This window comes from Micromonospora sp. NPDC047670 (assembly GCF_043204915.1).
In the GTDB taxonomy this organism is placed as follows: domain Bacteria; phylum Actinomycetota; class Actinomycetes; order Mycobacteriales; family Micromonosporaceae; genus Micromonospora.
In genome coordinates, this window is sequence record NZ_JBIDDA010000011.1 from 160,270 (window position 1) to 185,002 (window position 24,733).

The window sequence follows — 24,733 nt, forward strand, 5'->3', positions numbered from 1 at the left end:
GTCGCGTCCTGATCGGGACGTTATGGACGGCACGGTGCGTGATGGAACACCTACGCACCACTATCGGCTGGAGACCCCCATGCGCTCACACAGGCCCCGCAGCTCCGTGGCGACGAGACCTCGGCGCAGCAGCCCGCGCGTGATCTCCCGCCCAGCGGTCGACGACCGGGCGTGCTGCGGACCGACCCGTTCGGCGGCCAGCAGCATCCGCACCGCGTCTCGCTCCCGCCCGACCGCCACCAACGCGCGGGCCATGTCCAGCCAGAAGTACACCTGGCGCACCGCCGGCAGCTCGGCCACGACCACTCCGGCGGCCGTCCGCAACGCCTCCTGCGGACGCCCGGTGTCGAGCTGGTACGCCATCCGCCACAACGCCACGTTGCGCGGCCCCCACGCCAGGTCCCAGCTCGTCGTCTCGCCGGTGTGCACGGCGATCCGGGCCGCCTCGGCGAAGTGGTCCTCGGCTGCGGCCTGGTCCTTGAGGCCGGCCAGGTGGTGCGCGCGGGCCAGGTGCAGGAACCCGAGCACATCCAACGCCGTGGCCGCGCCGCTGCCGTCCAGGTCCGCCCCGGCCCGGTCGCAGAACGCCCGGGCCGGACCGTACGCGCCCGTGTACGCCGACACCCGGGCGCGGTTCGCCGCCGCCACCCCCACCGCAACCGGATCGTCGAGCAGGGCCGCCGCCTCAGCACACCGCTCGGCGGCCAACCAGGCGTGCGCCGCGTAGCCGATGTTCAGCAGCGAACCCATCGCCACGCCGTAGACCGGCACCATCAACCGGTACGCCGCCCGCTGGTCGGTCACGCCGTGCAGGACGGGCAGGAGGTCCACGAGCCGACGCAGCGCCCCGGCGTAGTCGCATCGGCCGTACAGATCACGCACCAGCGCCGACTCTCGGGTCACCTGCTCCACAGTGGCGGACCCGGCGACCGGCGGCGCGGCGAACGGGTGGGCCAGCATCGCCCGCCACACCCGCTCGGCGTCGATACGCGCGCCGTCGAGCTGCCGATCGGCAGGCGTGTACGACTGCCCCGTCAGGTCGAACACCGAGCACTCCAGGGCAGCCGCCAGCTCGACCACCATGTACCGGTCGGTGCGCTGGACACCGCGCTCGATCCGCGACCACGTCGTGTGCGAGATGCCCGCGCGACTCGCGGCGTACCGGATGCTCCACCCGCGCAACTCGCGACGGGCCCGGATGCGGTCGCCCACGGACGGATCGGCGGGTATGGCTCGGCGAGGCACAACCATCTCCTCGGTCGGCGGTCGATGCGGCGAGCAGCCAACGACACTCGGCGACACGCCGCCACCGACGGTACCCCGATCGATGACGCTTCGTAGAGCGCCCGCCGCAACACCACGGACCTGAACCCAACAGGCCGAACATCAGATCACGGCCAGTGTCCGATCATGATTCGGCCAAGCAGATCCTGTGGCGTCGTCTCGTCAGCCCATCACCCGAGGCCAGGCACTGCCGCTCGACCTAGCCATTCTTCACCGAGCGGGGGTCGGGTCCCGGGACCGGGAACTCCAACATGCTCCGGATCTCTATGAACTCGTTCCCGGGAGGGCCCAGGCGCTTCTTGGGGCTGAGGATGGTGACCGTGCCGACGCTTATCCGATCGGCCCAGGCGCACATGGTGATGTGGTACTGGTCGCTCCGACCGTTTCCGCACCGGGCCACACCACCCAAGGGGCCAGGATCCACCGCTCGGACCTCACGAACTCGCGGAAACAGCCTGAAGACCTCGTCCAGCGTGGCTTCCTCGTTCCTCACGGTGCCTGCCACAGCGCCGACCAGTACCGCATAGTCGGCGTCGGTCTCGCCGTTGTAGACCTGTCCGGCTGCGTCCCTCGGGTCGTCCACCAACCGACTGAGTTGCTCGAGGTTGTCGCCCACCGCGAAGAGAAACGGCCGATGGAAGAACCGGGAGCGATTGCCCAGCCGCATCGGCAGCTCCAGGCGTGCCCGCATGCTGGACGGACTCGCGGAGGGTTGCGCCGACGCAGAAGCAGAGGGCGCCGCCCTTCGGTCGGACTGGGGCGAGCAGCCGGACACCGCGCCTCCGACCATCACCGCTAACACACCCCAGGCGAACGTCCTCGTGATGGCCTTGCTCATGCCCCACTCCCTCAGCGATCAGCAGTCGGACGGGAACGTTACAGATGCCGTCGGCCAAGTAGGCGACCGTGAGTGCTGGCATGCGAGCCAGGAACAGGACTATCTCCGCGTATCCCGATCCCCCGGCCACCTGCACCGTCCTTCATGGTCGACGGTGACGGACGTCGTCAGGGCAGGAGTTCGAGGGTGATGCGGGAGCGCAGCTCCGGGCGCTCGGCGAGGAGCCGCTCGACCACCGCCGCCGCCTCCGGCCCGGTGGCGAGGAAGCGGATCGGTCGCCGTTCCTGCTCGACCAGGGCCGCCGAGCGGGCCGGCTCCGACAGCGGCAGGTTGTAGAACGCGGGCGCGGAGGCGCCGTGGGTGCCCTGGAGGGTGGCGAGGAAGAGCGTCTCCAGGTAGCCCTCCCGCCGGTGCTCGCTGACCACGACCGTGACCTCGCCGGCGCGTACCGGCGCGTGGGCCAGCGCACGGACGGTCACGTCGGCCTGCCGGGGCCGGTCCAGCAGTCCCGACCACCAGGCCGCCGCCCAGGTGGTGCTGCGCGCGCCGAACGGCTGGGCGAAGATCCCGCCGCCGCGCGCCAGGCCGGCCGCCCCGGCCGTCGCCGCCACCAGCGACAGGGCGACGAGCGACCGGGCGACCGGGCCGGGCCGGTCCGGGCTCCGCGCGCGCCACGGCACCGGCCGCAGCAGGAACACCGCGCCCACCCCGATGAAGAGGACCACCAGCAGCAGGTGCAGCGTCTTGCCGTAGTAGTAGCGCGGGTCGGTGCCCTGTAGAGCGAACCAGATGCGGAAGCCGCCCGCGAAGACCAACGCCACGGCCAGGGCCCCCGCGTACCGGCGCCACACCGGCAGGCGCAGGCCGCCGGCGATCAGCCCCGCGCCGACCACGCCGACCAGCGCCAGGTAAGCGTCGTAGCGCGGGAAGACGCCCCCGCCGGTGGCGGCGTTGTCGACCTGGTCGGTGAAGAGCAGGCCCGCCACGCTCGGCAGCGGCGTGAGCACGGCCGTGGCCAGCGCCACCGCCCCGGCCAGCCAGGGCCGCCTGCGCACCGCCCGCCGGTGCCGGACCAGCCAGGCCAGCACCAGCACCCCGACCACCGGCAGGAACATCAGGTACGCGAAGCCGATGCCGACGCAGAGCGCCCCGAGCAGGCAGAGCTGGGTGCCGACGCCGGCCACCGGCCGGCAGACCAGCGCGACCAGGATCGCCGTCAGCGCCAGGCCCAGGCTCTCCCCCGGATAGCCGTACACCACGAACCGGGCCAGCTCCGAGCCCAGGGCGAGCGCGGTGACCGCGCCGGCCAGGGCGACGGCGCGCAGCGGATCGAGCAGCCGGCCGGCGATCCGCCCGGCGGCCCACACCACCGCGAGCACCAGCAGGGCGTACGCGGCCAGCGACCAGCCGAGGTAGTGGTCCAGGACGCTCGCCGGCGAGCCGGGCGCGGTCGACGAACGCAGAAAGCCGTCCAGCAGCGCGGCCGTGACGTGGAAGCCCTGCGGATACCAGACCATCGCCTCGGGGGCGGTCCGGGCCGCACCGTCGGGGTCGCTGAACAGGTAGCCGCCGACCGCCCGGATGCCCTCCACGGCGGCCAGGTGCCGGCTGTTGTCCTCGCCGGTCATCGCGTACGCCAGCCGGCCGGCCAGGCCGTCGGCGCGCAGGTAGGGCCAGGCCAGGGCCAGCGTCGCCAGCACCGCCGCGACCACCGGGGCCGCGTCGGCCGGCGCGGGGCGCGGCAGGCGCGGCCGGGCGCCGGTGACCAGGGCGAGGCCGAGCAGCGCGGTCAGCGCCGTGCCCGCCACCGGCACCGGGTGCAGGCCCCACGGCCACACCGAGAAGAGCAGGGCGGCGGCGCAGAGCGCCCCGAGCAGCAGCGCCGTGGCCAGCACCAGCCGGTCCAGCAGGGTGCGCCCGGCACGCAGCAGCGCCGCCGTCAGCACGAGCACGAGCGGTGGGAGCACGGCGGCCACGCCCAGCGCGTACGCCAGCAGCGGGACGACCCAGGCGGCGGCGAGCCACCCGACGGCGGTCGCCGATCGGCGGACCCGGTTCGCCCGGGCCGGCTCCGGCGGGGCCGCCGGGCGGGGCGCCACCGGCACTCGGGTGGAACTGCTCTGCACTGGTCGTCTCCTCGGCGCGCGGCCCGCCCGGGCCCGAACGCAGCCGCCTCACGGTAGGGGCGGCAGGCCGACGTTTGACGACGCCGACGTGTGCGCCAGGTGACGGGCGGGCGACAAGCTGCCCCACGTCGTACACGTGTGCCAACCCGCCGGGTAGGCTGGGCGGGTGACCGGGGCCGCCTACCAGCCGTCGATGCTGGACCTGACCGCCGCGGAGCCGTCGCTGGGGCCGCTGGCCGGCCGGCTGCGCCGGCACCCGCTCACCCGGGGCGCGTGGGTAGACCACCTGCCCGGCTGGGTCGCCGGCTCCGACGAGGTCTTCGACACCCTGCTGCGGGACGTGCCGTGGCGGGCCGAGCGCCGCACGATGTACGACGCCGAGGTCGACGTGCCGCGGCTGCTCTGCTGGTATTCCGGCCACCGCCCGCTGCCGCACCCGTTGCTCACCGAAGCGCGCGCCGCGCTCACCCGGCACTACGCCCCCGAGCTGGGCGAGCCCTTCGTCACCGCCGGCATGTGCCTCTACCGCTCCGGCCGGGACAGCGTCGCCTGGCACGGCGACACCCAGGGCCGCTCCGCGCACACCGACACGATGGTCGCCATCGTCTCGTTCGGCTCGCCCCGCACGCTGCTGCTACGGCCCCGCGGCGGCGGCGCCAGCCTGCGCTTCCCGCTGGGGCACGGCGACCTCGTGGTGATGGGTGGCTCCTGCCAGCGCACCTGGGAGCACGCGGTGCCGAAGACCAGTCGCCCCGTCGGCCCCCGCGTCAGCGTCCAGTTCCGCCCCGCCGGCGTCGCCTGACCCACTGCCCTCGGGCGCGACCGGACCGGGCGCCGGCCGTGCACGCGGCGGCGGTCGGGAGGGGCGGCTATGGCTGCCGAGGGCCGGCGGCTGAGCGGGCGAGGCCGTGCGGATGGGCGGACCGACCGATCGGCGTCCACTACTCCGCCGTTCGGGTGAGGGCCCGCAGGGCGGAGCCCGACGGCATCGCCCCATGTGGATGAGTGCCAGGTGGTCTGTGTCGAATGTGGCCTTCTGGGCCGAGTCGGTGCCCCCACCGTCACGGATCGTCGTGTTAGCTTGACGACCCAATCACTCTCCGCTGTCGTCTGGAGCATCCCGTGCTCGTTGGACGCCCGACCGCGCGGCGAACCGACGCCCTTTTCCTCCCCGCCCTGCTGCGTCGCCATGCCGGGCTCGTCGTCGTGCTCGCCGCCGGTCTCGCGCTGCGGATCGCCATGATGGTCGCGTATCCGCCCGCGTTGTGGTTCCAGGGCGACTCCGGGACGTACCTCCGGCTGTCCGCGCAGTGGCCGGCGATGCCGGCGCGGTGGACGTACCCGTGGCTGCTCAAGGGCTTCGAGTGGACCGGCACGGTGGCCTCGGTGGTGGCCCTGCAACACCTCGCCGGGCTCGCCCTGGGCGTCGCGGCGTACCTGCTGCTGCGCCGCCTGGGCGTCGGTCCCTGGCCGGCCACGCTCGCCGCGACGCCGATCCTGCTCGACGCCACCCAGCTCACGCTGGAGCAGTACCTGCTCACCGAGACGCTGTTCACCACCGCGCTGGCCGTCGCGGCGCTGCTGCTGGTCCGACGGGAACGGCCGGGGACGCTCGCCGCCCTGGGCGCGGGCGTCGCCGTCGCGCTGGGCATGGCGACCCGGCCCACCGGCGTGGTCGCCCTCGGCGCCCTGCTGCTGTTCCTGCTCGTGTCGTGGCGCGGCTGGCGGGCGCCGGCCGCGTACCTGCTCGGCATCGTCGTGTTCTTCGGCGCCGCCTTCGCCGGCATCGGCACCGTCAAGGGCGCGCTCGGCCTGGAGGGCGGGAAGTTCCTCTACGGACGGACGGCGCAGATCGCCGACTGCGACCGGCTGGAGCTACGGCCCGGGCTCCGCAAGCTCTGCCCGACCCAGCCGCTGGACCAGCGCCCCGCCCGGCCTGACTGGTTCATCTGGAACCGGGACAGCCCGATCCGCAACGCCGACCGGCCTGAGGACCTCGACGAGTTCGCCCGGGAGGTGCTCCGCCAGCAGCCCGGCGACTACCTGGCCGCCGTGGCGTCGGACACCGGGCGTTACTTCTGGCCGACCCCGCTCGCGCCGACCGAGTCGTGCCTGGCCACCTGGTGGCGACCGCAACCCGCGCCGACCGACTGGGCGGCGGACTACGACTGCGTGCCGCGCACCGCCGGCCCCGACTACGACTGGAGACCGGCGCCGTCGCGGGACGTCGAGCCGAACGCGGCCAGCCGGTTCCTGCACGCCTACGGCCGCTACGGGGTCACCCCGCCTCCGGTCCTGGCCGCCATGGTGCTGCTCGCGCTGGTCGGGGCGGTGTGGCCGCGCCGGGGCCGGCTGCGGCTGAGCCTGATCGCCCTGCTGTACGCCGGGATCGGCGTCGGGATCATGGTCTTCTCGGTGGCCACGTCGATGTTCGAACACCGCTACGGCCTGCCGGCCCTGGCGTTCCTCCCGATCGCCGCCGCGGTCGGCTGGCAGCGGCTGCGGTCGGCACCTCATCCGACGGACCAGCCCACGCCGACCGACGGCGAGCCGGACCGGCCCGCGCCGGCCGACGGTCCGACGGACCAGCCCGCGCCGACCGACGGCGAGCCGGACCGGCTCGCGCCCACCACGGCAGAAAGCAACGGGGAGCATGACGAACGAACCAGAGATCGAGGTCACGGTGCTGCTGCCGTGCCTCAACGAAGCTGAGACGCTGGAGGTCTGCGTCCGCAAGGCGCTGCGGTCGCTGCGGGAGTGTGGGGTCGTCGGGGAGGTGCTGGTCTCCGACAACGGCTCCACCGACGGGTCCCAGGAGATCGCCGAGCGGGCCGGGGCCCGGGTGGTGCACGCCCCCATCCGCGGCTACGGCGGCGCCCTGCTCAACGGGATCGACCAGGCGCGCGGCCGGTACGTCATCATGGCCGACGCCGACGACTCGTACGCGCTGTCCGACCTCGGCCCGTTCGTCGAGGCGCTGCGCGCCGGGCACGACGTGGTGATGGGCAACCGGTTCCGGGGCGGCATCGCGCCGGGCGCCATGCCGCCGCTGCACCGTTACCTGGGCAACCCGGTCCTGAGCTGGCTCGGCCGTCGGCTCTTCGGGCTGCGCGAGGTCCGGGACTTCCACTGCGGCATGCGGGGCTTCAACGCCGAGCGGATCCGCGCGCTCGGGCTGTGCATGCCGGGCATGGAGTTCGCCTCCGAGTTGGTGGTGCGCGCCGCGCTGGCCGGGTACGACATCGTCGAGGTGCCGACCACGCTGTCGCCCGACGGCCGGTCCCGCCCGCCGCACCTGCGTACCTGGCGGGACGGCTGGCGTCACCTGCGGTTCCTGCTGGTGTTCGCCCCGCGCAAGACGCTGGTCCGACCCGGTGCCACGCTGGCCGCGCTCGGGCTGGCCGGGGTGGGGGCGCTCACCGCGGGCCCACTGAACCTCGGCCCGGTCCGGCTCGACGTCAGCACCCTGGTCTACGCCTGCCTGATGGTGCTCGTCGGGGTGCAGCTCGTGCTCTTCGGTGGCCTGGCCGAGATCTACGGCCGGCAGGAGCGGCTCGTCCCGCAGCGGGCCTCGGACCGCTGGATCCGTCTCCTGCGGCTGGAGACCAGCGTCACCGTCGGCCTGCTGCTGCTCGTCGCCGGCACCGCCGGCACCGTCGGGGCGGTCGCCTACTGGGGGCTGGACGGGTTCGGCGACCTGAACCCGCACGACACGCTGCGCGTGGTGCTCCCGTCGGCCACCGCGATCGCGCTCGGCGTGGTCGTGCTCTTCTCCGGCCTGGTGGGCAGCCTGCTCACGCTCCGCCCGACACATCCGGCGCCGACGATCGTCCGCCAGCCCACCCCCGCCGAAGACCGCATCCCCACCACCCGCTAACACCCCACCCGCCCACCGCCCCTCATCCTCCCCCGCTCCCCTCCCCTCCCCCGCCCCCGCCCCCGCGATCTTGCACTTTCTGCCCGGGCAAAAAGGGCATCCGTCGCATCGCGGGGGCACAAAGTGCAAGATCGGCGCGAGCCCCGGAATGGGCGGGGCGGGGCGCGGGCGGGGCGCGGGCGGGGCGGCGGGGCGGGCGGGGTGGTGCTCTGCTAGAAACGACTCCTGGGTTTCGTCAGCGCCCCCGTCACCTCTTGACGACGCGAAGGGCGACCCATGACAAAAGCCTCCACCGAGCCGCGCTCCCGCTGGTCCGCCTGGACGGTGCACGGCGACGGCCGGTCCATCCGGCCCGGCGACGTGGTCCACCCCGGCGAACGGCTCTCCTGGCCGCGCACTCTCGGCATCGGCGTGCAGCACGTCGTGGCGATGTTCGGCGCCACCTTCACGGTGCCGCTGATCACCGGTTTCCCGCCGGCGACCACGCTCTTCTTCTCCGGGCTCGGCACGCTGCTGTTCCTGCTGATCACCGGCAACCGGCTGCCCTCGTACCTCGGCTCGTCCTTCGCCTTCATCGCGCCGGTGCTGGCGGCGAAGGCCGGCGGGGACATCGGGCCGGCACTCGGCGGCATCGTCGTGGCCGGCGTCGCGCTCGCCGCCGTCGGGCTCGTCGTGCAGCTCGCCGGGTCACGCTGGATCGACGCGCTGATGCCGCCCGTGGTGACCGGGGCGATCGTCGCGCTCATCGGCCTGAACCTCGCGCCGGTCGCCTGGGACGGCGGCGGCAGCGGCACCGGGGTGAAGGCCCAGCCGCTGATCGCCGTGGTGACCCTGGCCGCGATCCTGCTCGCCACGGTCGCCTTCCGGGGTTTCCTGGCCCGGCTGTCCATCCTGCTCGGTGTGGTGGTCGGCTGGCTGCTCGCCGCCGTCCTCGGTGACCTGGACCCGAAGGCGGTCGACGGGCTGCGGGACGCCGCCTGGCTCGGCCTGCCCGAGTTCCACGCGCCGAGCTTCAGCCTGCGCGCGGTGGTGCTGGTGATCCCGGTGATCCTGGTGCTGGTCGCGGAGAACGCCGGACACGTCAAGGCGGTCGCCGCGATGACCGGCCGCAACCTGGACCGGGACATGGGCCGGGCGTTCCTGGGCGACGGCCTGGCCACCGTGCTCGCCGGCTCCGGCGGCGGCTCCGGCACCACCACGTACGCGGAGAACATCGGCGTGATGGCCGCGACAAGGGTCTACTCCACCGCCGCGTACTGGGTGGCCGGGGTGGCCGCGGTGCTGCTCGGGCTCAGCCCGAAGTTCGGCGCGCTGATCCTCACCGTGCCGGCCGGCGTGCTCGGCGGCGCCACCACCGCGCTCTACGGCCTGATCGCCATCCTCGGCGCCCGGATCTGGATCGAGAACCGGGTCGACTTCCACGACCCGGTGAACCTGATGACGGCGGCGGTCGCGCTGATCGTCGGCGCTGCCAACTACACCCTGACCGCCGGCGACCTGTCCTTCAACGGCATCGCCCTGGGCACCGCCGCCGCCCTGGTCATCTACCACGGCATGCGCCTGGTGGCCCGCCTGCGCGGCACCACCCCCGGGACCCGTCAGGCCCCCGAGCCCGAACTCTGACCCACTCACCCGGCCGACGTTGGTCAAGGGGTTGGCGGCGCGCGATGCCCGCCGACCGGCAACCCGTGATCGACGAAGTGGCCCGGAGAGCAGGGATGAGGGCCGGCTGCTCGCGCAGCCGGCCCTTGGCCGAGGACGGGTCAGTCGCGCTCGACCTGATGGCCGACGACGGTCGGGCCGAGCATTACGGCGAAGCCGGAGCCGTCGCGGCGCGGGTCGGCCGCCGGCAGCTCCACCGGCTCGCCGGTGGCGGTGGCGCCCACCGGCCGCGGCCCGACCCAGGCCACGACCACGTCGGTCTCACCCTTGAGGAAGCGGTGGGCACGCACCCCGCCGGTCGCCCGCCCCTTCGCCGGGTACGCCTTGAACGGCGTCACCTTCACGGTGGCGCCCGTGGAGGTGACCACCATCGGCTCGCCGTGCGCCGGGTCGTCGGTGCGGACCGCGCCGAAGAACACCACCCGCGCGCCCGCCGGCAGGTTGATGCCCGCCATGCCGCCGCCCCTGAGGCCCTGCGGGCGCACCAGCCCGGCGGGGAAGCGCAGCAGCGACGCCTCCGAGGTGACGAAGGTGAGCGTCTCGGCGCCGTCGGTGAGCCAGGTGGCCCCCACCACCTCGTCGCCCTCGCGCAGGCCGATCACCTCGAACTCGTCGGAGCGGACGGGCCACTCCGGCGCGCAGACCTTGACCACGCCCTGCCGGGTGCCCAGTGCCAGCCCGGGCGAGCCCTCGGCCGTCGACCCGAGCGGCGCCAGCCCGACGACGGTCTCGCCCGGCTCCAGCGGCACCAGCTCGGCGGCGGCCATCCCGCCGCGCAGCGACACCGTCCCGGCCTGCTCCGGCAGCACCGGCAGCGGCAGCACGTCGACCTTGAACGCGCGGCCGGCGCTGGTCACCAGCAGCACCCGGCCCCGGGCGGTGGAGTGCACGACGGCGCGTACGGCGTCGTGCTTGACCCGGCCGTGCCGCCGGCGCCCCTCGGACGCCTCCTCCGACTCCGCCGCGGTCCGGGCCACCAGCCCGGTCGCGGAGAGGATCACCTGGCACGGGTCGTCGGCGACCTCCAGCGGGCCGGCCGGCGCGGAGGCCGCCAGCACCTCCTTCAGGTCGCCGTCGACCAGGGTGGTACGCCGCGGCGCGCCGAACTGCTTCACCACGGCCGACAGCTCGTCGGAGACGACCTTCTTGAGCACCTTGTCGTCGTCGAGGATCTTGGACAGCTCGGCGATCTCCCCGCGCAGCTTCTCCTGCTCGGCCTCCAGCTCGATCCGGTCGTACTTGGTCAGCCGGCGCAGCGGGGTGTCCAGGATGTAGGTGGCCTGGATCTCGGAGAGCCTGAACTTCTGCATCAGGCCGTCCTTGGCGGCCTGGGCGTCCTCGCTGGCCCGGATCAGCTTGACGACCTTGTCGATGTCGAGCAGGGCGATCAGCAGGCCGTCGACCAGGTGCAGCCGCTCCTCGCGCTTGCGGCGGCGGTAGGAGCTGCGCCGGGTCACCACCTCGTAGCGGTGGGCCAGGAAGACCTCCAGCAGCGCCTTCAGCCCGAGGGTCTGCGGCTGCCCGTCGACCAGCACCAGGTTGTTCACGCCGAACGACTGCTCCAGCGGGGTGAGCCGGTAGAGGTCGGCGAGCAGGGCCTGCGGGTTGACCCCGACCTTGCACTCGATGACCAGGCGGGTGCCGCTCTCCCGGTCGGTGAGGTCCTTGACGTCGGCGATGCCGGTGAGCCGCTTGGTCTTGTTGACCTCGTTGGTGATGGCGGCGATGACCTTCTCCGCGCCGACGCCGTAGGGCAGCTCGACGACGGTGATCGCCTGCCGGCCCCGGCTGCCCTCCACCGGGCCGATCTCGACCTTGCCCCGCATCCGCACCACGCCGCGCCCGGTCTCGTAGGCCCGACGCACCTCGTCGAGGCCGAGCAGCAGGCCGCCGGTGGGCAGGTCGGGGCCGGGGACGAACTCCATCAGCTTGTCGAGCGTGGCGTCCGGGTGGTTGATCAGCCAGCGGGCGGCCTGGACCACCTCGCCGAGGTTGTGCGGGATCATGTTGGTCGCCATCCCGACCGCGATCCCGGACGCGCCGTTGACCAGCAGGTTGGGGAAGGCCGCCGGCAGCACGGTGGGCTGGGTGAGCGAGCCGTCGTAGTTGGGCTCGACGTCGACGGTGTCCTCGCCCAGCTCCCCGACGAGCAGCATCGCCTCGCGGGACATCCGGGCCTCGGTGTAGCGCGGCGCGGCCGGTCCGTCGTCTGGGGAACCGAAGTTGCCGTGTCCGTCGATGAGCGGAATGTTCAACGAGAAGTCCTGCGCCATCCGGACCATCGCATCGTAGATGGCGGTGTCGCCGTGCGGATGGTACTTACCCATGCAGTTGTGGACCACGTAGCCCTCAGCTGCGAAGGCGTGCTCGTCGGAGCCAACCTGGATGTCGTAGGTGGCAGCGGAGGGAACGGCCTCGACGGCGACGACCCGGAGGAACGATTGTCCGGCCAGCGCCTCGAGCCGACCGGCGAGGGGCGAGCCGATGCGCCGAAGTTTGCGGACCCAACCGTCCCGCTCCGCGCGCCAGAGGGGAAAGGACCGCTCCGACAGAGGTACGCCGTTGCGGTCCTTGCCGTACCGCACCTTGCTCCCGGTGCCTGACAGGGACGCCCGGAAGGCATTTCCGTCCTCGTCGCGGAACCATCCGCCGCCCTGGTGAGCGTTGGTGAACTCCCGCATCACCGGCCGGCATGGCAGGCGGTCGTTGCCCTGTTTGCCGCCGTAGCGATAGCCCAGCTCAGTTACCCGCCGAAGATCGTCGCCCTTGTAGCCGATTCGCACCCAGGGCAGGAGCATCTCGGCGACGACGGCAGCATCACGCCCGGTGACAGACAGGCCGAGAAGCGGGCGGTGGCCGGCTCGTCCGCTGCTCCAATGATGACCATGCACCCCCAGGTCAGCGAGCATGGAGTAGATCTGGCGCACCAGGGTCTCGCTCGTGCTCACGAAGACGAGTTCCCGGAAACGCTTACGGACGTAACCATCACCGTCGAAGAACCCGGCGAGGAACGGCACCCACGCGGAACGGTCCTCGATGACGTCGTCGGGCACGCGTTTCTCATGACTGAGTGGTTTGCCGGCCTCGAGCAGACCCTGATGCCTGGCGAACGTCAGGATGTGCTGGTCGCGATGGCGCGGATTGCTTGCCTCGCGCTTGCTGCGGGAAGCGTTCAACCCGTTCGCGATGGCCCAACCGTGGGCGACGTCGAGCGGTTCGACGTCGCACATGTGCAGCCGTACGCGGCCGTCCGCGTTGCGGGACCGATCGACGGCGAAGCCTTCAGCCACCACGAGCCCACGGACATAGTCATACGTGCCATCCTCCTTCGCGGGTGGCGCGTGCCGGCGCGTGCCGTAGGCGACGGTGAGATGTCCGGTCAGGTTTCGCGCTTCCAGCCACCGGACGGTCAGGTCCTCGTTCACCACGCGGAACCGCTGTCCTGGAGTCACGACCATGGTGTGGCCGTTGTTCCAGGTGACTCGGACCAGGTCCGAATCCGGGTTCCGATAGACCGCAGTCACCGGGACGGCAGCCCCGTCGCCGTCCAACACGAGGTCGCCGACGTCGACAGCCTCGATCGGCCGCAGGCCCTCGGGCGTCGAGACAAGGGTCCCCGCGACGAAGCAGTCCCCGACGATGCGGGCCGACTTCACGTGCCCGCGGTCGGGGCGGTGCCCCTGCTCGTACATCGACCAGAGGATGCGCCGGTGCACCGGCTTGAGGCCGTCGCGGGCGTCGGGCAGGGCCCGGGAGTGGATGACCGAGAAGGCGTACTCCAGGTAGGAGTCGGAGACCTCGGTGACCAGCGGGTTGTCGAAGACCCGCGCGCCGGCCTGGTCGAAGGCGGAGAAGTCCACCTTGGCGCGGTCGTCCTTGCGGCGTGCCATCGTTCAGCTCTCTTCCGGGCGGGTGGTGACGGGCCTGGTCATGCGTCGATCGCCTCGCGGTCGACCCGGTCTGCGGAGTCGATCAGCCAGTTGCGGCGCGGCTCCACCTTCTCGCCCATCAGCAGTTCGAGGATCCGCTCGGCGGCGTCGACGTCGTCGAGGGTGATCCGGCGGACCGCCCGGGTGGCCGGGTTCATCGTGGTCTCCCACAACTCGTCGGCGTCCATCTCGCCGAGGCCCTTGAACCGCGGGATCGGGGTGACGATCTGCTTGCCGGCCTTCTCCAGCTTGCGGACCGTCGCCTCCATCTCGGCCTGGGTGTAGGTGTAGATCGTCTGCGGGTTGCGCCCCCTGGTGGTGATCTTGTGCAGGGGCGGCATCGCGGCGTAGAGCCGGCCGGCCTCGATCAGCGGTCGCATGTAGCGGGCGAAGAGCGTGATCAGCAGGGTGCGGATGTGGGCGCCGTCCACGTCGGCGTCCGCCATGATCAGCACTCGGCCGTAGCGCATGGCCGACAGGTCGAAGGTGCGACCGGAGCCGGCGCCGAGCACCTGCACGATCGCCGCGCACTCGGCGTTGTCCAGCACCTGCTGGAGGTTGGCCTTCTGTACGTTGAGGATCTTGCCCCGAATCGGAAGAAGCGCCTGGTATTCCGCAGATCGAGCAAGCCGCCCTGTGCCGAGGGCGCTGTCCCCCTCCACGATGAACAGCTCGCTACGCTCGATGCCCGCCGCGCGGCAGTCGACCAGCTTGGCGGGCATCGACGCGCCCTCCAGCGCGGTCTTGCGCCGGGCGGCGTCCTTCTGCTGCTTCTGGGTCAGCCGCACCCGGGCCGCGTCGACGATCTTCTGCAGGACCGTGCGCGCCTCGGCCTTGGTCCGCCGGTCCTCCAGCCAGGACTTCAGGTGCTGCTCGACCAGCGACTGGATGACCTTGGTGATTCCGGCGGTGGAGAGCTCGTCCTTGGTCTGCGAGGTGAACTGCGGCTCCGGGATCCGGACGTGCACGACCGCCGTCATGCCCTCCAGCACGTCGTCCAGGGTGGGCGGGTCCTCCTTGGCCTTGAGCAGGCCACGGGTGTTGCGGACGGCGTCGGCGAGGGTGCGGGCCAGGGCCCGCTCGAAGCCCTTTCGGTGCGTGCCGCCGTGCGCGTTGCGGATGGTGTTGGTGAAGCACTCGACGGTGCGTTCGTAGCCCGTGCCCCAGCGGAAGGCCACCTCGACCTCGGCCCGACGCTGCACGTTGGACTGCATCACCCCGTTGGCGTCGGCGGCGTTCTCCCGGTAGGTGCCCTCGCCGGTGACCAGCAGCATGCCGGAGACGGGCCGGTCGCCGGCCGGGGCGAGGAACTCCACCATGTCGGTCAGCCCGTTGGGGTAGTGGAACCTCTCCTCGGTCGGCTCCTCGCCGGTGTGGTCCCGCAGCGTGTAGCTCACGCCGGGGACCAGGAACGCCGTGTTGCGCAGCTTCATCCGCACGGCGTCGGCGTCCAGCGCGGCACCGGTCTCGAAGTAGCGCGCGTCGTGCCACCAGCGGATCGAGGTGCCGGTGCGCTGGCCGCGCTTCATCGCGCCGACGATCTGGAGCCCCGGGCCCGGGGTGAAGGCCGCCTCGGGGCCGTCGCCGTCGAAGATCCCCGGCACGCCGTGCCGGAACGACATCGCGTGGATCTTGCCACCCCGGCGGACGGTGACGTCGAACCGGCGGGACAGGGCGTTGACCGCCGAGGCGCCCACGCCGTGCAGGCCGCCGGAGGTCTTGTAGCCGGAGCCGCCGAACTTGCCGCCGGCGTGCAGCCGGGTCAGCACCAGCTCGACGCCGGAGATGCCCGACTTGGCGTGCACGTCGGTGGGGATGCCCCGCCCGTCGTCGTCGACCTGGACCGAGCCGTCGGCGTGCAGCGTCACCTCGACCTTCGTGGCGTGGCCGGCGACGCCCTCGTCGGTCGAGTTGTCGAGGATCTCGTTGACGAGGTGACCCACGCCACGGCTGTCGGTGGAGCCGATGTACATGCCGGGCCGCTTGCGGACGGCGTCCAGCCCCTCGAGGTGCGTGAGGTCGTCGGCCCCGTACAGGGTCTCAGGCTCTGCGGTCAACTGGTCGTACTCCCAGGTCTCGGCGGTGTGGTGCCGCGTCCGACATCGTCGGTCCGCCGGTGCGCCGGAGCGAGCCTAACCGGGAGATGCGACAGGACGACGGCGCCCCGCAGCGAGGCCCGCACCACGTCGCGGTGCGGGCCCCTGCGGCGGTGTCGCGAGGTCTGTCCGGATCAGGCGTCCGTCGGCGCCGTGACCGGTTCGCGGGTCAGCCGGCCGCGGGCGGGTCCACCTGGACAACAACGGAGCCGTACCCGACGTTCCCGACGCTGTCGACGGCCGCGACGTAGAGGGTGTTCGTGCCGTACGCCGGGGTGGTCAGGGTCACCGACACCGTCTTGCCGGGATAGCCCAGGCTGGTGCCGGCCTCCGCCTCCTCGGTCGGCGGGCTGCTCCAGCCGTACCGGAAGCTCACCACGTCCGGGTCGGGCGAGCGGACCTTGTAGGTGTGGAGCTGGCCGGGCGGCGCGGGATCGGTGACCGGGTCGACGGTCACCGTCGGGGCCGTGTCGTCGACGGTGAACTCGCACCACTGCGACCAGGGGCTGGTCATGTCGTAGGGCGCCGCGTCGGTGCCGCGGACCCGCCAGGCGTACGCCCTGCCGCCGCTGACGCCGGTCAGGGGCGCCGTGGTGGACCGGGCACCCGCGGTCACCGCCGCGCCGGCCGGCGGGGTCAGCCGCGGGGTGCTGCTGTCGTAGCTGCCCGAGGCGGGAATCTCCAGCAGCTCGTACGTGGTCTGCAGGGTCTGGCCGGCGTCCGCGTCGGGGAAGACGGCGGAGAGGGTCGGCGCGGTCGACAGGGCGACCCGGCCGCCGGCGACGCACTCCTGCCCGCCGGTCTGGAGGTTGGTCGGCTGGCCGGGCAGGGAGTCGTAGTCGACCACCAGCCGGGCGTTGGAGGGGATGAACTTCTTCCAACGGTCCGGCGTGCTCTCACCGGTCCCGGACGAGTCGCTGCACGCGCAGAAACCGTAGGTGATCGCGGTCATGCCGCTGGTGAGGGCGCTGCTGAGCCCGGCGGTGACGCCGCTGCCCGTGAAGTTGACCGTCATGTCCGGCTGGGGCGAGTCGACGCAGCTGCCGCTCTCGTTGGCGTGCGAACCGGCGGACGCCCGCAGCGTGCTCAACGTCGGCGCCCAGGTCACGCGAGGCACGCTGGTCATGCCGACCGACTGGTACATGTAGGTCGGCGTGTTGCCACAGGAGTGGGAGTGGTCGAGCCGCATCTGCACGTAGGCGGACTCGATGTGCTTGCCACGGAGGGCGGAGATGGGGAACTCGAAGTAGGAGCGGTAGACGACCCCGCTCACGGAGTCCATGCCGACCCGGGCGGCGCTGAGGTCGCTGTTGTTGGAGTTGTTGTTCGTCGCGTACGCCCAGCGGGACGCGCCCGAGGACCAGGCCGGGTCGATGTAGACCGGGAAGGCGGCCCGGGCCGGGTCGAGCAGGCGCGGCGTGGGGCGCAGCACCAGGTCGCCGGCGGCGTCGATGGCGGTGGCGACCGGAGCGGTCCGGGCCCCCGCGCCGGGACCGGCGGCGGAGGACCGCCCCGCTGCCGACCGGCCGGTGGCGGAGGCCGAGTCCCACATCTCCGCCGGCGCGCTGCGCGCCACCTCGACGGCACCGGCGTGCGCCCGCAGTGAGCCGTCCGCGTCGCGCCGGACCCGCACGTCGCCGCCGAGGTCGAAGCGGATCTCCCGCAGGGCCGGGTTGGCGGCCGCCTGCGCGGTCTTCACCGCGAGGACGTGCGTGAATCCGGTGCGGGTGGCCCGCAGGACCAGGTCCACGCCGGGCAGCACCTCGGGATAGGTGGCGGCGTCCCCGCTGACGACCGGCGCGGGCAGCGCGTGCGGCCAGGACAGGGTCAGCGACCTCCCACCGCTGGTCAGCGTGGTGGCCGGGCCGTGCCCGCCGGCCGAGAACCGCACATCGGCCGGGGAGACCGCCGGGCGGAACCCGTCGGCGCCGTCGCGACGCAGGGTGAGGTCGATGTCGGCCCACGAACCGTCGGCCCGGCGGACCCGCTGCGGGACGGCGGCCGATTCGGCGACGAAGCCGCCGGAGGGCTTGGCGAAGACCTGGGTCAGTTCGGTGCGGGCGGCGAGCACCTCCACCCGCCGGCCGGTCCGCGCGGCCGTCGCTGCGGCTCGCTCCGCCTCGGCGGCGGCGCCCGTGCCGCCGGCTGGCGGCTGCGGCGCGGCCCACGCGGGCGCGACCAGCGCGGTCGCGCCGAGCGCCGCCGCGAGCCCGCCGACCATGAGGCGGCGGACGGATCGGTTCTGGATTCGGACAGCACGCATCGAGCGGCCGACGGCCACCGCAACCCCCGTGGAAGTAGAAAGCCGGACGCCGGAACTGTAGAGACGGACTTCGACCGGTGTCCATAGCTGTCACATCCTGTGAGTACAAGCGGGACATAGGCCCTCACGACCGCCCCGCCGCCACCCGATGGTCGACGTTCCGTCAGGGCATGGGCCGTGGCGACCTCCCGTCGGACGTCTCCTCCATCGAGATTTTCCGCGACATTCCATTGACGCCCATCGTGCGCCGGTGATGTGATCGCGGCCTCGGAGGATCTTTCACGTTTCGATGGACAGATGGAGGACGTCATGTCCAGGTTCCGTCGTACCGCTCTCGCGGCGGCGCTCGCCGTCGCCGCCACCGCCCTGTCGACCGCCGTCGGGCTGCCCGCCCCGGCCGCGGCCGTGCCGCCCACCGCCGCGGTGGCGCTCGGCGACAGCTTCATCAGCGGCGAGGGCGCCGGGGCGTACACACCGGTCGTCGACATCACCGGGGCGGCGCAAGGCTTCCCGGGCTGGACCGCACCCAACAACAACGCGTTCTTCTGCCACCGCTCGGCGAACGCCTCGCTGCACCGGGCGAACCTGCCGGGCATCCAGGACCGGTTCAACCTCGCGTGCTCCGGCGGCCAGCCGCACGACATCGCCACCGCCTCCGCGGCCCGGAGCAGCGGCCGGCAGGTCGCCGCCCAGCTCGACCAGCTCCGCGCGGTCGGCCGGACCCACGACATCGACCTGGTGCTGCTCGGCCTCGGCTCGAACAACAGCTCGTTCACCTTCGGCGACGTCGCCGAGAAGTGCGCCAACCGCTTCATCGCCGACGCCTGGACCGGCTGGTGGGAGTTCTGGGCGTACCTGGGCGGGCCGGTGGAGCAGAAACCCTGCACCGACGCCGACCTGGCCACCGCCGCCCAGTGGAGCGCCGCGACCGCGGAGACCACGGCGGCCGTACGCCAGCTGCTCACCACGCTGCGCGAGATCGACGCCGACGGCCAGCACCGGATCGTCTTCCAGGACTACACCAACCCGCTGCCGTTCGACCTCGAAGCGACGTTCCACAGCGAGGACAGCCGGGACGACACGCGGGACAAGTTCCGGGCGCTGGGCGCCGAGCGGTACGCGGCCGGCTGCCCGATCCACCGGGCCAGCCTGCTGCCGGGGCACCGCTTCTCGCAGGGCCTGGGCACGCTGGTCAAGTCCGCCCGGGACAGCATGGCCGCCGAGTTCCCCGGCGCGGACCTGGTCTACCTCAACGTGCAGCGGGCCTTCGACGGCGCCCGGCTCTGCGAGTCGGCGGCCAGCCCGGCCGGGGCACTGGCCACCCCGATCCGGCTGCAGGACAGCCCGCCGAACGGCACCTTCGTCACCAGCCTCGAGGGCAAGGACAAGATCGCCATCCAGCGGATCGCGAACACCTGCGTGTCCTACTTCCAGACCTGCCAGGAGTCCTGGCACCCGAACGCCGCCGGCCACCAGGTGCTCGGGCAGTGTCTGAGCGGGGCCGCCGCCACCAGCGCCCGCGCGGTCTCCTGCGTCCGCGCCGGCGACGGCTCGATCATCGTCGCCTGACCCGGACGACGCCACCGGGACCCCGTGCCGCCCGGCGCGGGGTCCCGCCGCGTCCGACGTCGGGCCGGACGCGGACGGCGTGCGGCCGGGTTCGGCGCCGGGGCGGCGGACGGCCGTGGCGGTTACGGGGGCCCGGCGCCGGCCGCGAAACGACGTCGGGCCGGACCCGAAACGACGTCGGGCCGGCCGCGGATGCCGACGCCGAGCACGGGCGGGCGGCGAGGTCCGGGAGCGCCCCGGACGAGCCCTCTCCTCAGACCGCACCCGACCCGGCCCGCGCCGGGCCGCCGGACACGCCGCCCGGCGGTCCGTCGGGGGCGGGGCGGGCGCGGGGCAGGCCGAGGGCGAGCAGCACGGGGCCGGTCGGGCCGTCGACGAGACCGCCGAGGGTCACCCCGTCCAGCACGGCGAGGAAGGCGTCCCGGGCGCGGCGCAGCTCACCCCGCAGCCGGCAGGCGGCCCGCAGCGAGCAGGCCGGCTCGTCGCAGGACACCACCTCGTCGGCGCCCTCGAACGCCCGGACCACCCGGCCCACCGTGACGTCGTGGCCGCCCTCGGCGAAGGCCACCCCGCCGGAGCGACCCCGGATCGTGACCAGCACGCCGAGCCGCTGCAACCGCTGGACCACCTTCGCTACGTGGTTGCGGGGCAGCACCAGTTGGTCGGCCAGCTCGTCCACGGTCATCCGGCGCGGGTTCGCGGCGGCGAGCATGGCGATCCGCAGCGCCATGTCGGTGGACCGGTTGAGCTTCACGCACCGACCCTAGCCAGCGCGGACGCCGCCGACCCAGGGGCCGACGGACCGGGCGTGTGATCCGGACGACTCTCGACCCGGGACTTTCGACCCTGAAGAGGTATTCCACATACCTGTTTGGCTGGCACGGCCCGAGCGGTTCAGCGCAGAAGGAGACAGGTCGTGCTCTCGGAGTCCTCAGCAACAGTGGTGACGGCGACCCTGCCCGCCGTGCAGGCGCACGGCGAGGCGATCACCGGCCGGTTCTACCAGCGGATGTTCGACGCCCACCCGGAGCTGCTCGACATCTTCAACCGGGGCAACCAGGCGACCGGCGCCCAGAAGGCCGCGCTCGCGGCGGCCGTGGTCGCGTACGCGGAGCACCTGACCGGCGGCAGCGACGCACCGTGGGGCCCGATCCTGGACCGGATCGCGCACAAGCACGCCTCCCTCGGCATCACCCCGGGCCAGTACACGATCGTGGGTCGCCACCTGCTCGCCGCCGTCGGCGAGGTGCTCGGCGACGCGGTCACGCCGGAGGTCGCGGCGGCCTGGGACGAGGTGTACTGGCTGCTCGCCTGCGAACTGGTCGCCCGGGAGGCCCGCCTCTACGCCGGGGCCGGGCTCGGCGAGGGCGAGTCGGTCTGGCGGGACTGGCGGGTCACCGGCCGGGTCACCGAGGCCGTGGACGTCGTCTCGTTCACCCTGGTCCCGGCCGACGGCGGCCCGGCGCCCACCTTCGTCCCCGGTCAGTACGCGTCGGTCGCCGTGGACCTGGACGGCGGTCGCGGGCAGCAGATCCGCCAGTACAGCCTCTCCGGCCGGCCCGGGGCCGAGCACTGGCGGATCACCGTCAAACGGGTCCGCGGCGTCGCCGGCGCCCCCGACGGCATGGTCTCCACCTTCCTGCACGAGCACGTGGCCGAGGGCGCCCTGCTCCGGCTCAGCCCGCCCTTCGGCGAGGTCAGCGCGGTCGCCGGCGAGGGCCCGCTGCTGCTGGTCAGCGCGGGCATCGGGCTGACCCCGGCGATGGCCGCGCTGGAGCACCTGGCGGCCACCGAGCCCGACCGCCCGGTGGTGCTGGTGCACGCCGACCGGGCCGGCGCGGCCCACGCGTTCCGCGGCGAACTGCCGCGCCTGCACGCCGCCCTGCCCAACCTGCGCACCGCCCTCTGGTACGAGGAGGTCACCGACGCCGAGCTGGCCGGGCTGACCGCCGAGGTGGCCGGCGGGCGCGTCGACCCGGCGCTGATCCCGCTCTCCCCCGACGCCCACGTGCACCTCTGCGGGCCGCTGCCGTTCATGAACACCGTCCGGGGTGGTCTGCTGCGCCGGGGCGTGCCAACGGAGCGGATCGCCTACGAGGTGTTCGGGCCGGGCATGCTCCGCGACGACCAGTCCTGACCCGGAGTCGCCGCGCCGTTACGGGCGGTGGGGCTTGTCGCCCCGCCGCCCGGTGGCGCTCCACAACCGACTGACCCGCCCGCCGAGAGAAGTCGATGATCTAGAGGTTAGGAGGAGAAGTCGAGGGTAGGGACTCCGCATGCGGGTCCTTGGCATCAACGCGATCTTTCACGATCCGGCGGCCGCCCTGGTGGTCGACGGCCGGGTGGTGGCCGCCGCCGAAGAGGAGCGGTTCAGCCGCCGCAAGCACGGCAAACGTCCCCTCGCCTTCTCCGCGTGGGAGTTGCCCGAACTCTCCGCCGCCTGGTGTCTGGCCAGCGCGGGCATCGACGCGGACGACCTCGACGCCGTCGCGTACTCCTTCGATCCCGGGCTCTGCCGCCCCGCGGAGAGCCTGGGGCTCACCGACCCGTGGGACTGGCTGCGCGTCGAGTACGCCCAGCGCGCGCCCCAGTTCCTCGCCGCCGCCCTGCCCGGCCTGGATCCGGCGAAGGTGCGGTTCGTCCCGCACCACGTCGCGCACGCCGCGTCCGCCGGCCTGGCCGCCCCGCCCGGCGGCGACGACACGGCGGTGCTCGTCCTGGACGGACGCGGCGAGGTGGCCAGCCACCTGGCGGGCGTGTACTCCGACGGGCTGCTGCGACCACTGCACTCCCAGGAGCTGCCGCACTCCCTCGGCCTGCTCTACGAGGACCTCACCCGGCACCTCGGCTTCCTGCACTCCAGCGACGAGTACAAGGTGATGGCGCTCGCCTCCTACGGCCGGCCGAAGCATTTGGGCCTGCTGCGCGAGTTGGTCCGGGTCACCCCGGAGGGCGGCTTCACCGTCGACCGGATCGACTGGGGCAGCATGGCCAAGGCCCGCGCCGCCGACGGCGAGATGACCGACGACCACGCCGACCTGGCCGCCAGCGTGCAGGCCCGGCTGGAGGAGGTCGTCCTCGACCTGGCCCGCTGGCTGCACGACGCCTCGGGCGGGGCGTCCACGCTGGCCATGGCCGGCGGGGTGGCGCTCAACTGCGTGGCCAACGCCCGGCTCGCCGCCGAGGGCCCGTACCGGAACGTCTGGGTGCAGCCCGCCGCCGGGGACGCCGGCACGGCGCTCGGCGCGGCCCTGCACGTCGCCCGTGACCTGGGCGACCGTTCCGCCCCGATGGCCGGCGCGGACCTCGGCCGCGGCTGGACCGACGAGGAACTGGAGGCGGAGCTGCGGCGTGCGGCGCTGCCGTACTCCCGGCCGGACTCGATCGCCGCCGAGGCGGCCCGGGTGCTGGCCGACAACGGCATCGTCGCCTGGTACCAGGGCCGCAGCGAGTACGGCCCCCGGGCGCTGGGACACCGCTCCCTGCTGGCCCACCCCGGCGACCCCGCCACCACCGCCCGGATGAACGATGTCAAGGGACGCGAGCAGTTCCGCCCGATCGCCCCGATGGTCCGCGCCGAACGCTTCGCGGAGATCTTCGAGGGCGTCTTCCCCAGCCCGTACATGCTCTTCGTGCACCGGGTGAAGCCGCACTGGCGCGACCGCATCCCCGCGGTCACCCACGTGGACGGCACCGCCCGGGTGCAGACCGTGCACGCCGACACCGAGCCAGTTGTCGCCGAGATGCTGGCCGAGTTCGAGCGGCTGACCGGGCTGCCGGTGGTGGTGAACACCTCGCTGAACACCGCGGGGCGGCCGATGGTCGACACCCCGCGCGAGGCGATGGAGCTCTTCGGCTCCGCCCCCGTGGAGCTGCTGGCGCTCGGCCCCTTCGCGGTGCGGCGCGGCGCGCTGGGGGGTGCGAAGTGATCAGCATCGTGGTGCCGACCCTCGGCCGGCCGAGCCTCGCGGTGCTGCTGGAGGCGCTCGCCGAGCAGGTCGGCGAGCTGCCCGACCCGGAGATCCTGCTCGTCGACGACCGCCGCGACTCGACCGGCGAGCTGGCGGTGCCGGGGGCGCTGGCCGCGTACACGAAGGTGCTGAACGGCCCCGGCGCGGGGCCGGCGGCGGCCCGCAACCTCGGCTGGCGCACGGCCCGCTCCCCCTGGATCGTCTTCCTCGACGACGACGTGGTCCCGGCGCCGGACTGGGCCCGCCGGCTCCTGACGGACCTGCGCGTCGGCGACCTGGTCGGCGGGGTGCAGGGCCGGGTCCACGTGCCGCTGCCGACCCGCCGTCGGCCGACCGACTGGGAGCGCGGCACCGCCGGGCTCGCGGAGGGCGAGTGGATCACCGCCGACATGGCCTACCGCCGGGACGCGCTGGCCGACGCGGGCGGGTTCGACGAGCGCTTCCCGCGCGCCTACCGGGAGGACGCCGAGCTGGCCCACCGGGTGCGGCGCGCCGGTTGGGAGCTGGTCCGTGGCCAGCGGGCGGTGACCCACCCGGTACGCCCCGAGGACCGCTGGGTGAGCCTGCGGGTCCAGCGCGGCAACGCGGACGACGCGCTGCTGCGCCGGCTGTACGGCCGGCACTGGCGAACCGACCTGCGGCTGCCGCCCGGGCGGCGGCACCGGCACGTCGCCGTCACGGCGGCCGGCGCGCTCGCCCTGGTCGCCGCCGCCCTGCGGCCCCTCGCCGGTGGCGCGCCCCGGGCCGTGCTCGGCGGCGTCGCCGTGGCCGGGGCGCTCGGCTGGACGGCCGGCACCGCCGAGTTCGCCCGCGCCCGGATCGCCCCCGGGCCCCGGACCGCCGACGAGGTCGCCACCATGCTGGTGACCAGCGCGGCCATCCCGCCGCTGGCGGTCACGCACTGGCTCCGCGGCTGGTGGCGCAGCCGCGCGGAGCGACCCGGAGCGGGACGTTGATGTCCACCTCCCCCGCCCGGGGCAACCGCTCCGACATGGACGACGCCCCGATCGGCGCAGGTCGGCGCCTGTTCGACGCGGTGTTGCTGGATCGGGATGGCACGTTGGTGGAGGACGTTCCGTACAACGGTGATCCGGAGAAGGTGCGTGTGGTGCCGGGGG

The 24,733-nt window shown here is 73.4% G+C and carries 15 protein-coding genes and 2 pseudogenes; 8 read left to right on the forward strand and 9 right to left on the reverse strand.

What is annotated here, in order from left to right:
* Window positions 1-60: 60 nt before the first annotated feature.
* The 3 genes from ACGF7U_RS24325 to ACGF7U_RS24335 all read right to left on the reverse strand — a co-directional run bounded on the left by ACGF7U_RS24325 (window position 61) and on the right by ACGF7U_RS24335 (window position 4,248).
* The gene (locus ACGF7U_RS24325; protein ID WP_393110255.1) at window positions 61-1,212 is read right to left on the reverse strand and encodes a helix-turn-helix domain-containing protein; all 1,152 of its coding nucleotides are present in this window, start codon (window positions 1,210-1,212) and stop codon (window positions 61-63) included.
* 271 nt (window positions 1,213-1,483) lie between these two features.
* Complete coding sequence (locus ACGF7U_RS24330) at window positions 1,484-2,122, reverse strand: hypothetical protein (RefSeq protein WP_393110257.1); 639 nt, start codon at window positions 2,120-2,122, stop codon at window positions 1,484-1,486.
* A gap of 167 nt (window positions 2,123-2,289) precedes the next feature.
* Window positions 2,290-4,248: a hypothetical protein gene (locus ACGF7U_RS24335; RefSeq protein WP_393110259.1), complete on the reverse strand. Its 1,959-nt coding sequence runs from the start codon at window positions 4,246-4,248 to the stop codon at window positions 2,290-2,292.
* A 193-nt stretch (window positions 4,249-4,441) separates the two neighbouring features.
* On the opposite strand from ACGF7U_RS24335, the gene ACGF7U_RS24340 reads away from it, so the two are divergent.
* The 4 genes from ACGF7U_RS24340 (at window position 4,442) to ACGF7U_RS24355 (ending at window position 9,748) form a co-directional block, all read left to right on the forward strand.
* Entirely contained in the window at window positions 4,442-5,050 is a 609-nt protein-coding gene (locus ACGF7U_RS24340) for an alpha-ketoglutarate-dependent dioxygenase AlkB (RefSeq protein WP_393110297.1), read from the forward strand.
* 320 nt (window positions 5,051-5,370) lie between these two features.
* Complete coding sequence (locus ACGF7U_RS24345; protein ID WP_393110261.1) at window positions 5,371-6,960, forward strand: glycosyltransferase family 39 protein; 1,590 nt, start codon at window positions 5,371-5,373, stop codon at window positions 6,958-6,960.
* Window positions 6,902-8,125, forward strand: a complete 1,224-nt coding sequence (locus ACGF7U_RS24350; protein ID WP_393110263.1) for a glycosyltransferase family 2 protein — start codon at window positions 6,902-6,904, stop codon at window positions 8,123-8,125. The genes ACGF7U_RS24345 and ACGF7U_RS24350 overlap by 59 nt, the downstream gene beginning before the upstream one ends.
* Before the next feature lie 276 nt (window positions 8,126-8,401).
* Entirely contained in the window at window positions 8,402-9,748 is a 1,347-nt protein-coding gene (locus ACGF7U_RS24355; RefSeq protein ID WP_393110265.1) for a uracil-xanthine permease family protein, read from the forward strand.
* A gap of 140 nt (window positions 9,749-9,888) precedes the next feature.
* On the opposite strand, the gene ACGF7U_RS24360 is transcribed toward ACGF7U_RS24355, so the two are convergent.
* The 5 genes and pseudogenes from ACGF7U_RS24360 to ACGF7U_RS24380 form a co-directional block, all read right to left on the reverse strand.
* The gene (locus ACGF7U_RS24360; protein WP_393110299.1) at window positions 9,889-12,585 is read right to left on the reverse strand and encodes a DNA topoisomerase (ATP-hydrolyzing); all 2,697 of its coding nucleotides are present in this window, start codon (window positions 12,583-12,585) and stop codon (window positions 9,889-9,891) included.
* 30 nt (window positions 12,586-12,615) lie between these two features.
* Window positions 12,616-13,443: pseudogene (locus tag ACGF7U_RS24365) on the reverse strand (LAGLIDADG family homing endonuclease); the annotation flags it as partial.
* A pseudogene (locus tag ACGF7U_RS24370) lies at window positions 13,417-13,677 on the reverse strand (DNA gyrase subunit A); the annotation flags it as partial. The pseudogenes ACGF7U_RS24370 and ACGF7U_RS24365, both read right to left, overlap by 27 nt.
* Before the next feature lie 38 nt (window positions 13,678-13,715).
* On the reverse strand, window positions 13,716-15,773 hold the full coding sequence (locus ACGF7U_RS24375) for a type IIA DNA topoisomerase subunit B (RefSeq protein WP_393110267.1): 2,058 nt from the start codon (window positions 15,771-15,773) through the stop codon (window positions 13,716-13,718).
* 208 nt (window positions 15,774-15,981) lie between these two features.
* On the reverse strand, window positions 15,982-18,075 hold the full coding sequence (locus ACGF7U_RS24380) for a hypothetical protein (RefSeq protein WP_393110269.1): 2,094 nt from the start codon (window positions 18,073-18,075) through the stop codon (window positions 15,982-15,984).
* Between the two features lie 309 nt (window positions 18,076-18,384).
* On the opposite strand from ACGF7U_RS24380, the gene ACGF7U_RS24385 reads away from it, so the two are divergent.
* On the forward strand, window positions 18,385-19,644 hold the full coding sequence (locus ACGF7U_RS24385; protein ID WP_393110271.1) for a hypothetical protein: 1,260 nt from the start codon (window positions 18,385-18,387) through the stop codon (window positions 19,642-19,644).
* Window positions 19,645-19,897: 253 nt separating this feature from the next.
* Here the strand turns inward: ACGF7U_RS24385 and ACGF7U_RS24390 are convergent, their stop codons facing one another.
* Window positions 19,898-20,398 (reverse strand): RrF2 family transcriptional regulator, encoded by a 501-nt coding sequence (locus ACGF7U_RS24390; RefSeq protein ID WP_393110273.1) that lies wholly within the window; start codon window positions 20,396-20,398, stop codon window positions 19,898-19,900.
* Between the two features lie 117 nt (window positions 20,399-20,515).
* Here ACGF7U_RS24390 and ACGF7U_RS24395 point away from each other — a divergent pair, with 117 nt between their 5' ends.
* The 3 genes from ACGF7U_RS24395 (at window position 20,516) to ACGF7U_RS24405 (ending at window position 24,571) form a co-directional block, all read left to right on the forward strand.
* A complete protein-coding gene (locus ACGF7U_RS24395; protein ID WP_393110275.1) occupies window positions 20,516-21,781 on the forward strand; it encodes a globin domain-containing protein in 1,266 nt (421 codons plus the stop codon).
* Between the two features lie 139 nt (window positions 21,782-21,920).
* The gene (locus ACGF7U_RS24400; protein WP_393110277.1) at window positions 21,921-23,573 is read left to right on the forward strand and encodes a carbamoyltransferase; all 1,653 of its coding nucleotides are present in this window, start codon (window positions 21,921-21,923) and stop codon (window positions 23,571-23,573) included.
* Window positions 23,570-24,571 (forward strand): glycosyltransferase family 2 protein, encoded by a 1,002-nt coding sequence (locus ACGF7U_RS24405; protein WP_393110279.1) that lies wholly within the window; start codon window positions 23,570-23,572, stop codon window positions 24,569-24,571. Before ACGF7U_RS24400 ends, ACGF7U_RS24405 begins: the two co-directional genes overlap by 4 nt.
* Window positions 24,572-24,733: the final 162 nt, after the last annotated feature.

Excerpts from the sequence above, each read along its gene's own strand:
- ACGF7U_RS24400 (WP_393110277.1), top strand. The coding sequence starts at position 21,921 with ATGCGGGTCCTTGGCATCAACGCGATCTTTCACGATCCGGCGGCCGCC.
- ACGF7U_RS24330 (WP_393110257.1), bottom strand. The coding sequence starts at position 2,122 with ATGAGCAAGGCCATCACGAGGACGTTCGCCTGGGGTGTGTTAGCGGTG.
- ACGF7U_RS24385 (WP_393110271.1), top strand. The coding sequence starts at position 18,385 with ATGTCCAGGTTCCGTCGTACCGCTCTCGCGGCGGCGCTCGCCGTCGCC.
- ACGF7U_RS24380 (WP_393110269.1), bottom strand. The coding sequence starts at position 18,075 with ATGCGTGCTGTCCGAATCCAGAACCGATCCGTCCGCCGCCTCATGGTC.
- ACGF7U_RS24360 (WP_393110299.1), bottom strand. The coding sequence starts at position 12,585 with ATGCTCCTGCCCTGGGTGCGAATCGGCTACAAGGGCGACGATCTTCGG.
- ACGF7U_RS24350 (WP_393110263.1), top strand. The coding sequence starts at position 6,902 with ATGACGAACGAACCAGAGATCGAGGTCACGGTGCTGCTGCCGTGCCTC.
- ACGF7U_RS24355 (WP_393110265.1), top strand. The coding sequence starts at position 8,402 with ATGACAAAAGCCTCCACCGAGCCGCGCTCCCGCTGGTCCGCCTGGACG.
- ACGF7U_RS24340 (WP_393110297.1), top strand. The coding sequence starts at position 4,442 with ATGCTGGACCTGACCGCCGCGGAGCCGTCGCTGGGGCCGCTGGCCGGC.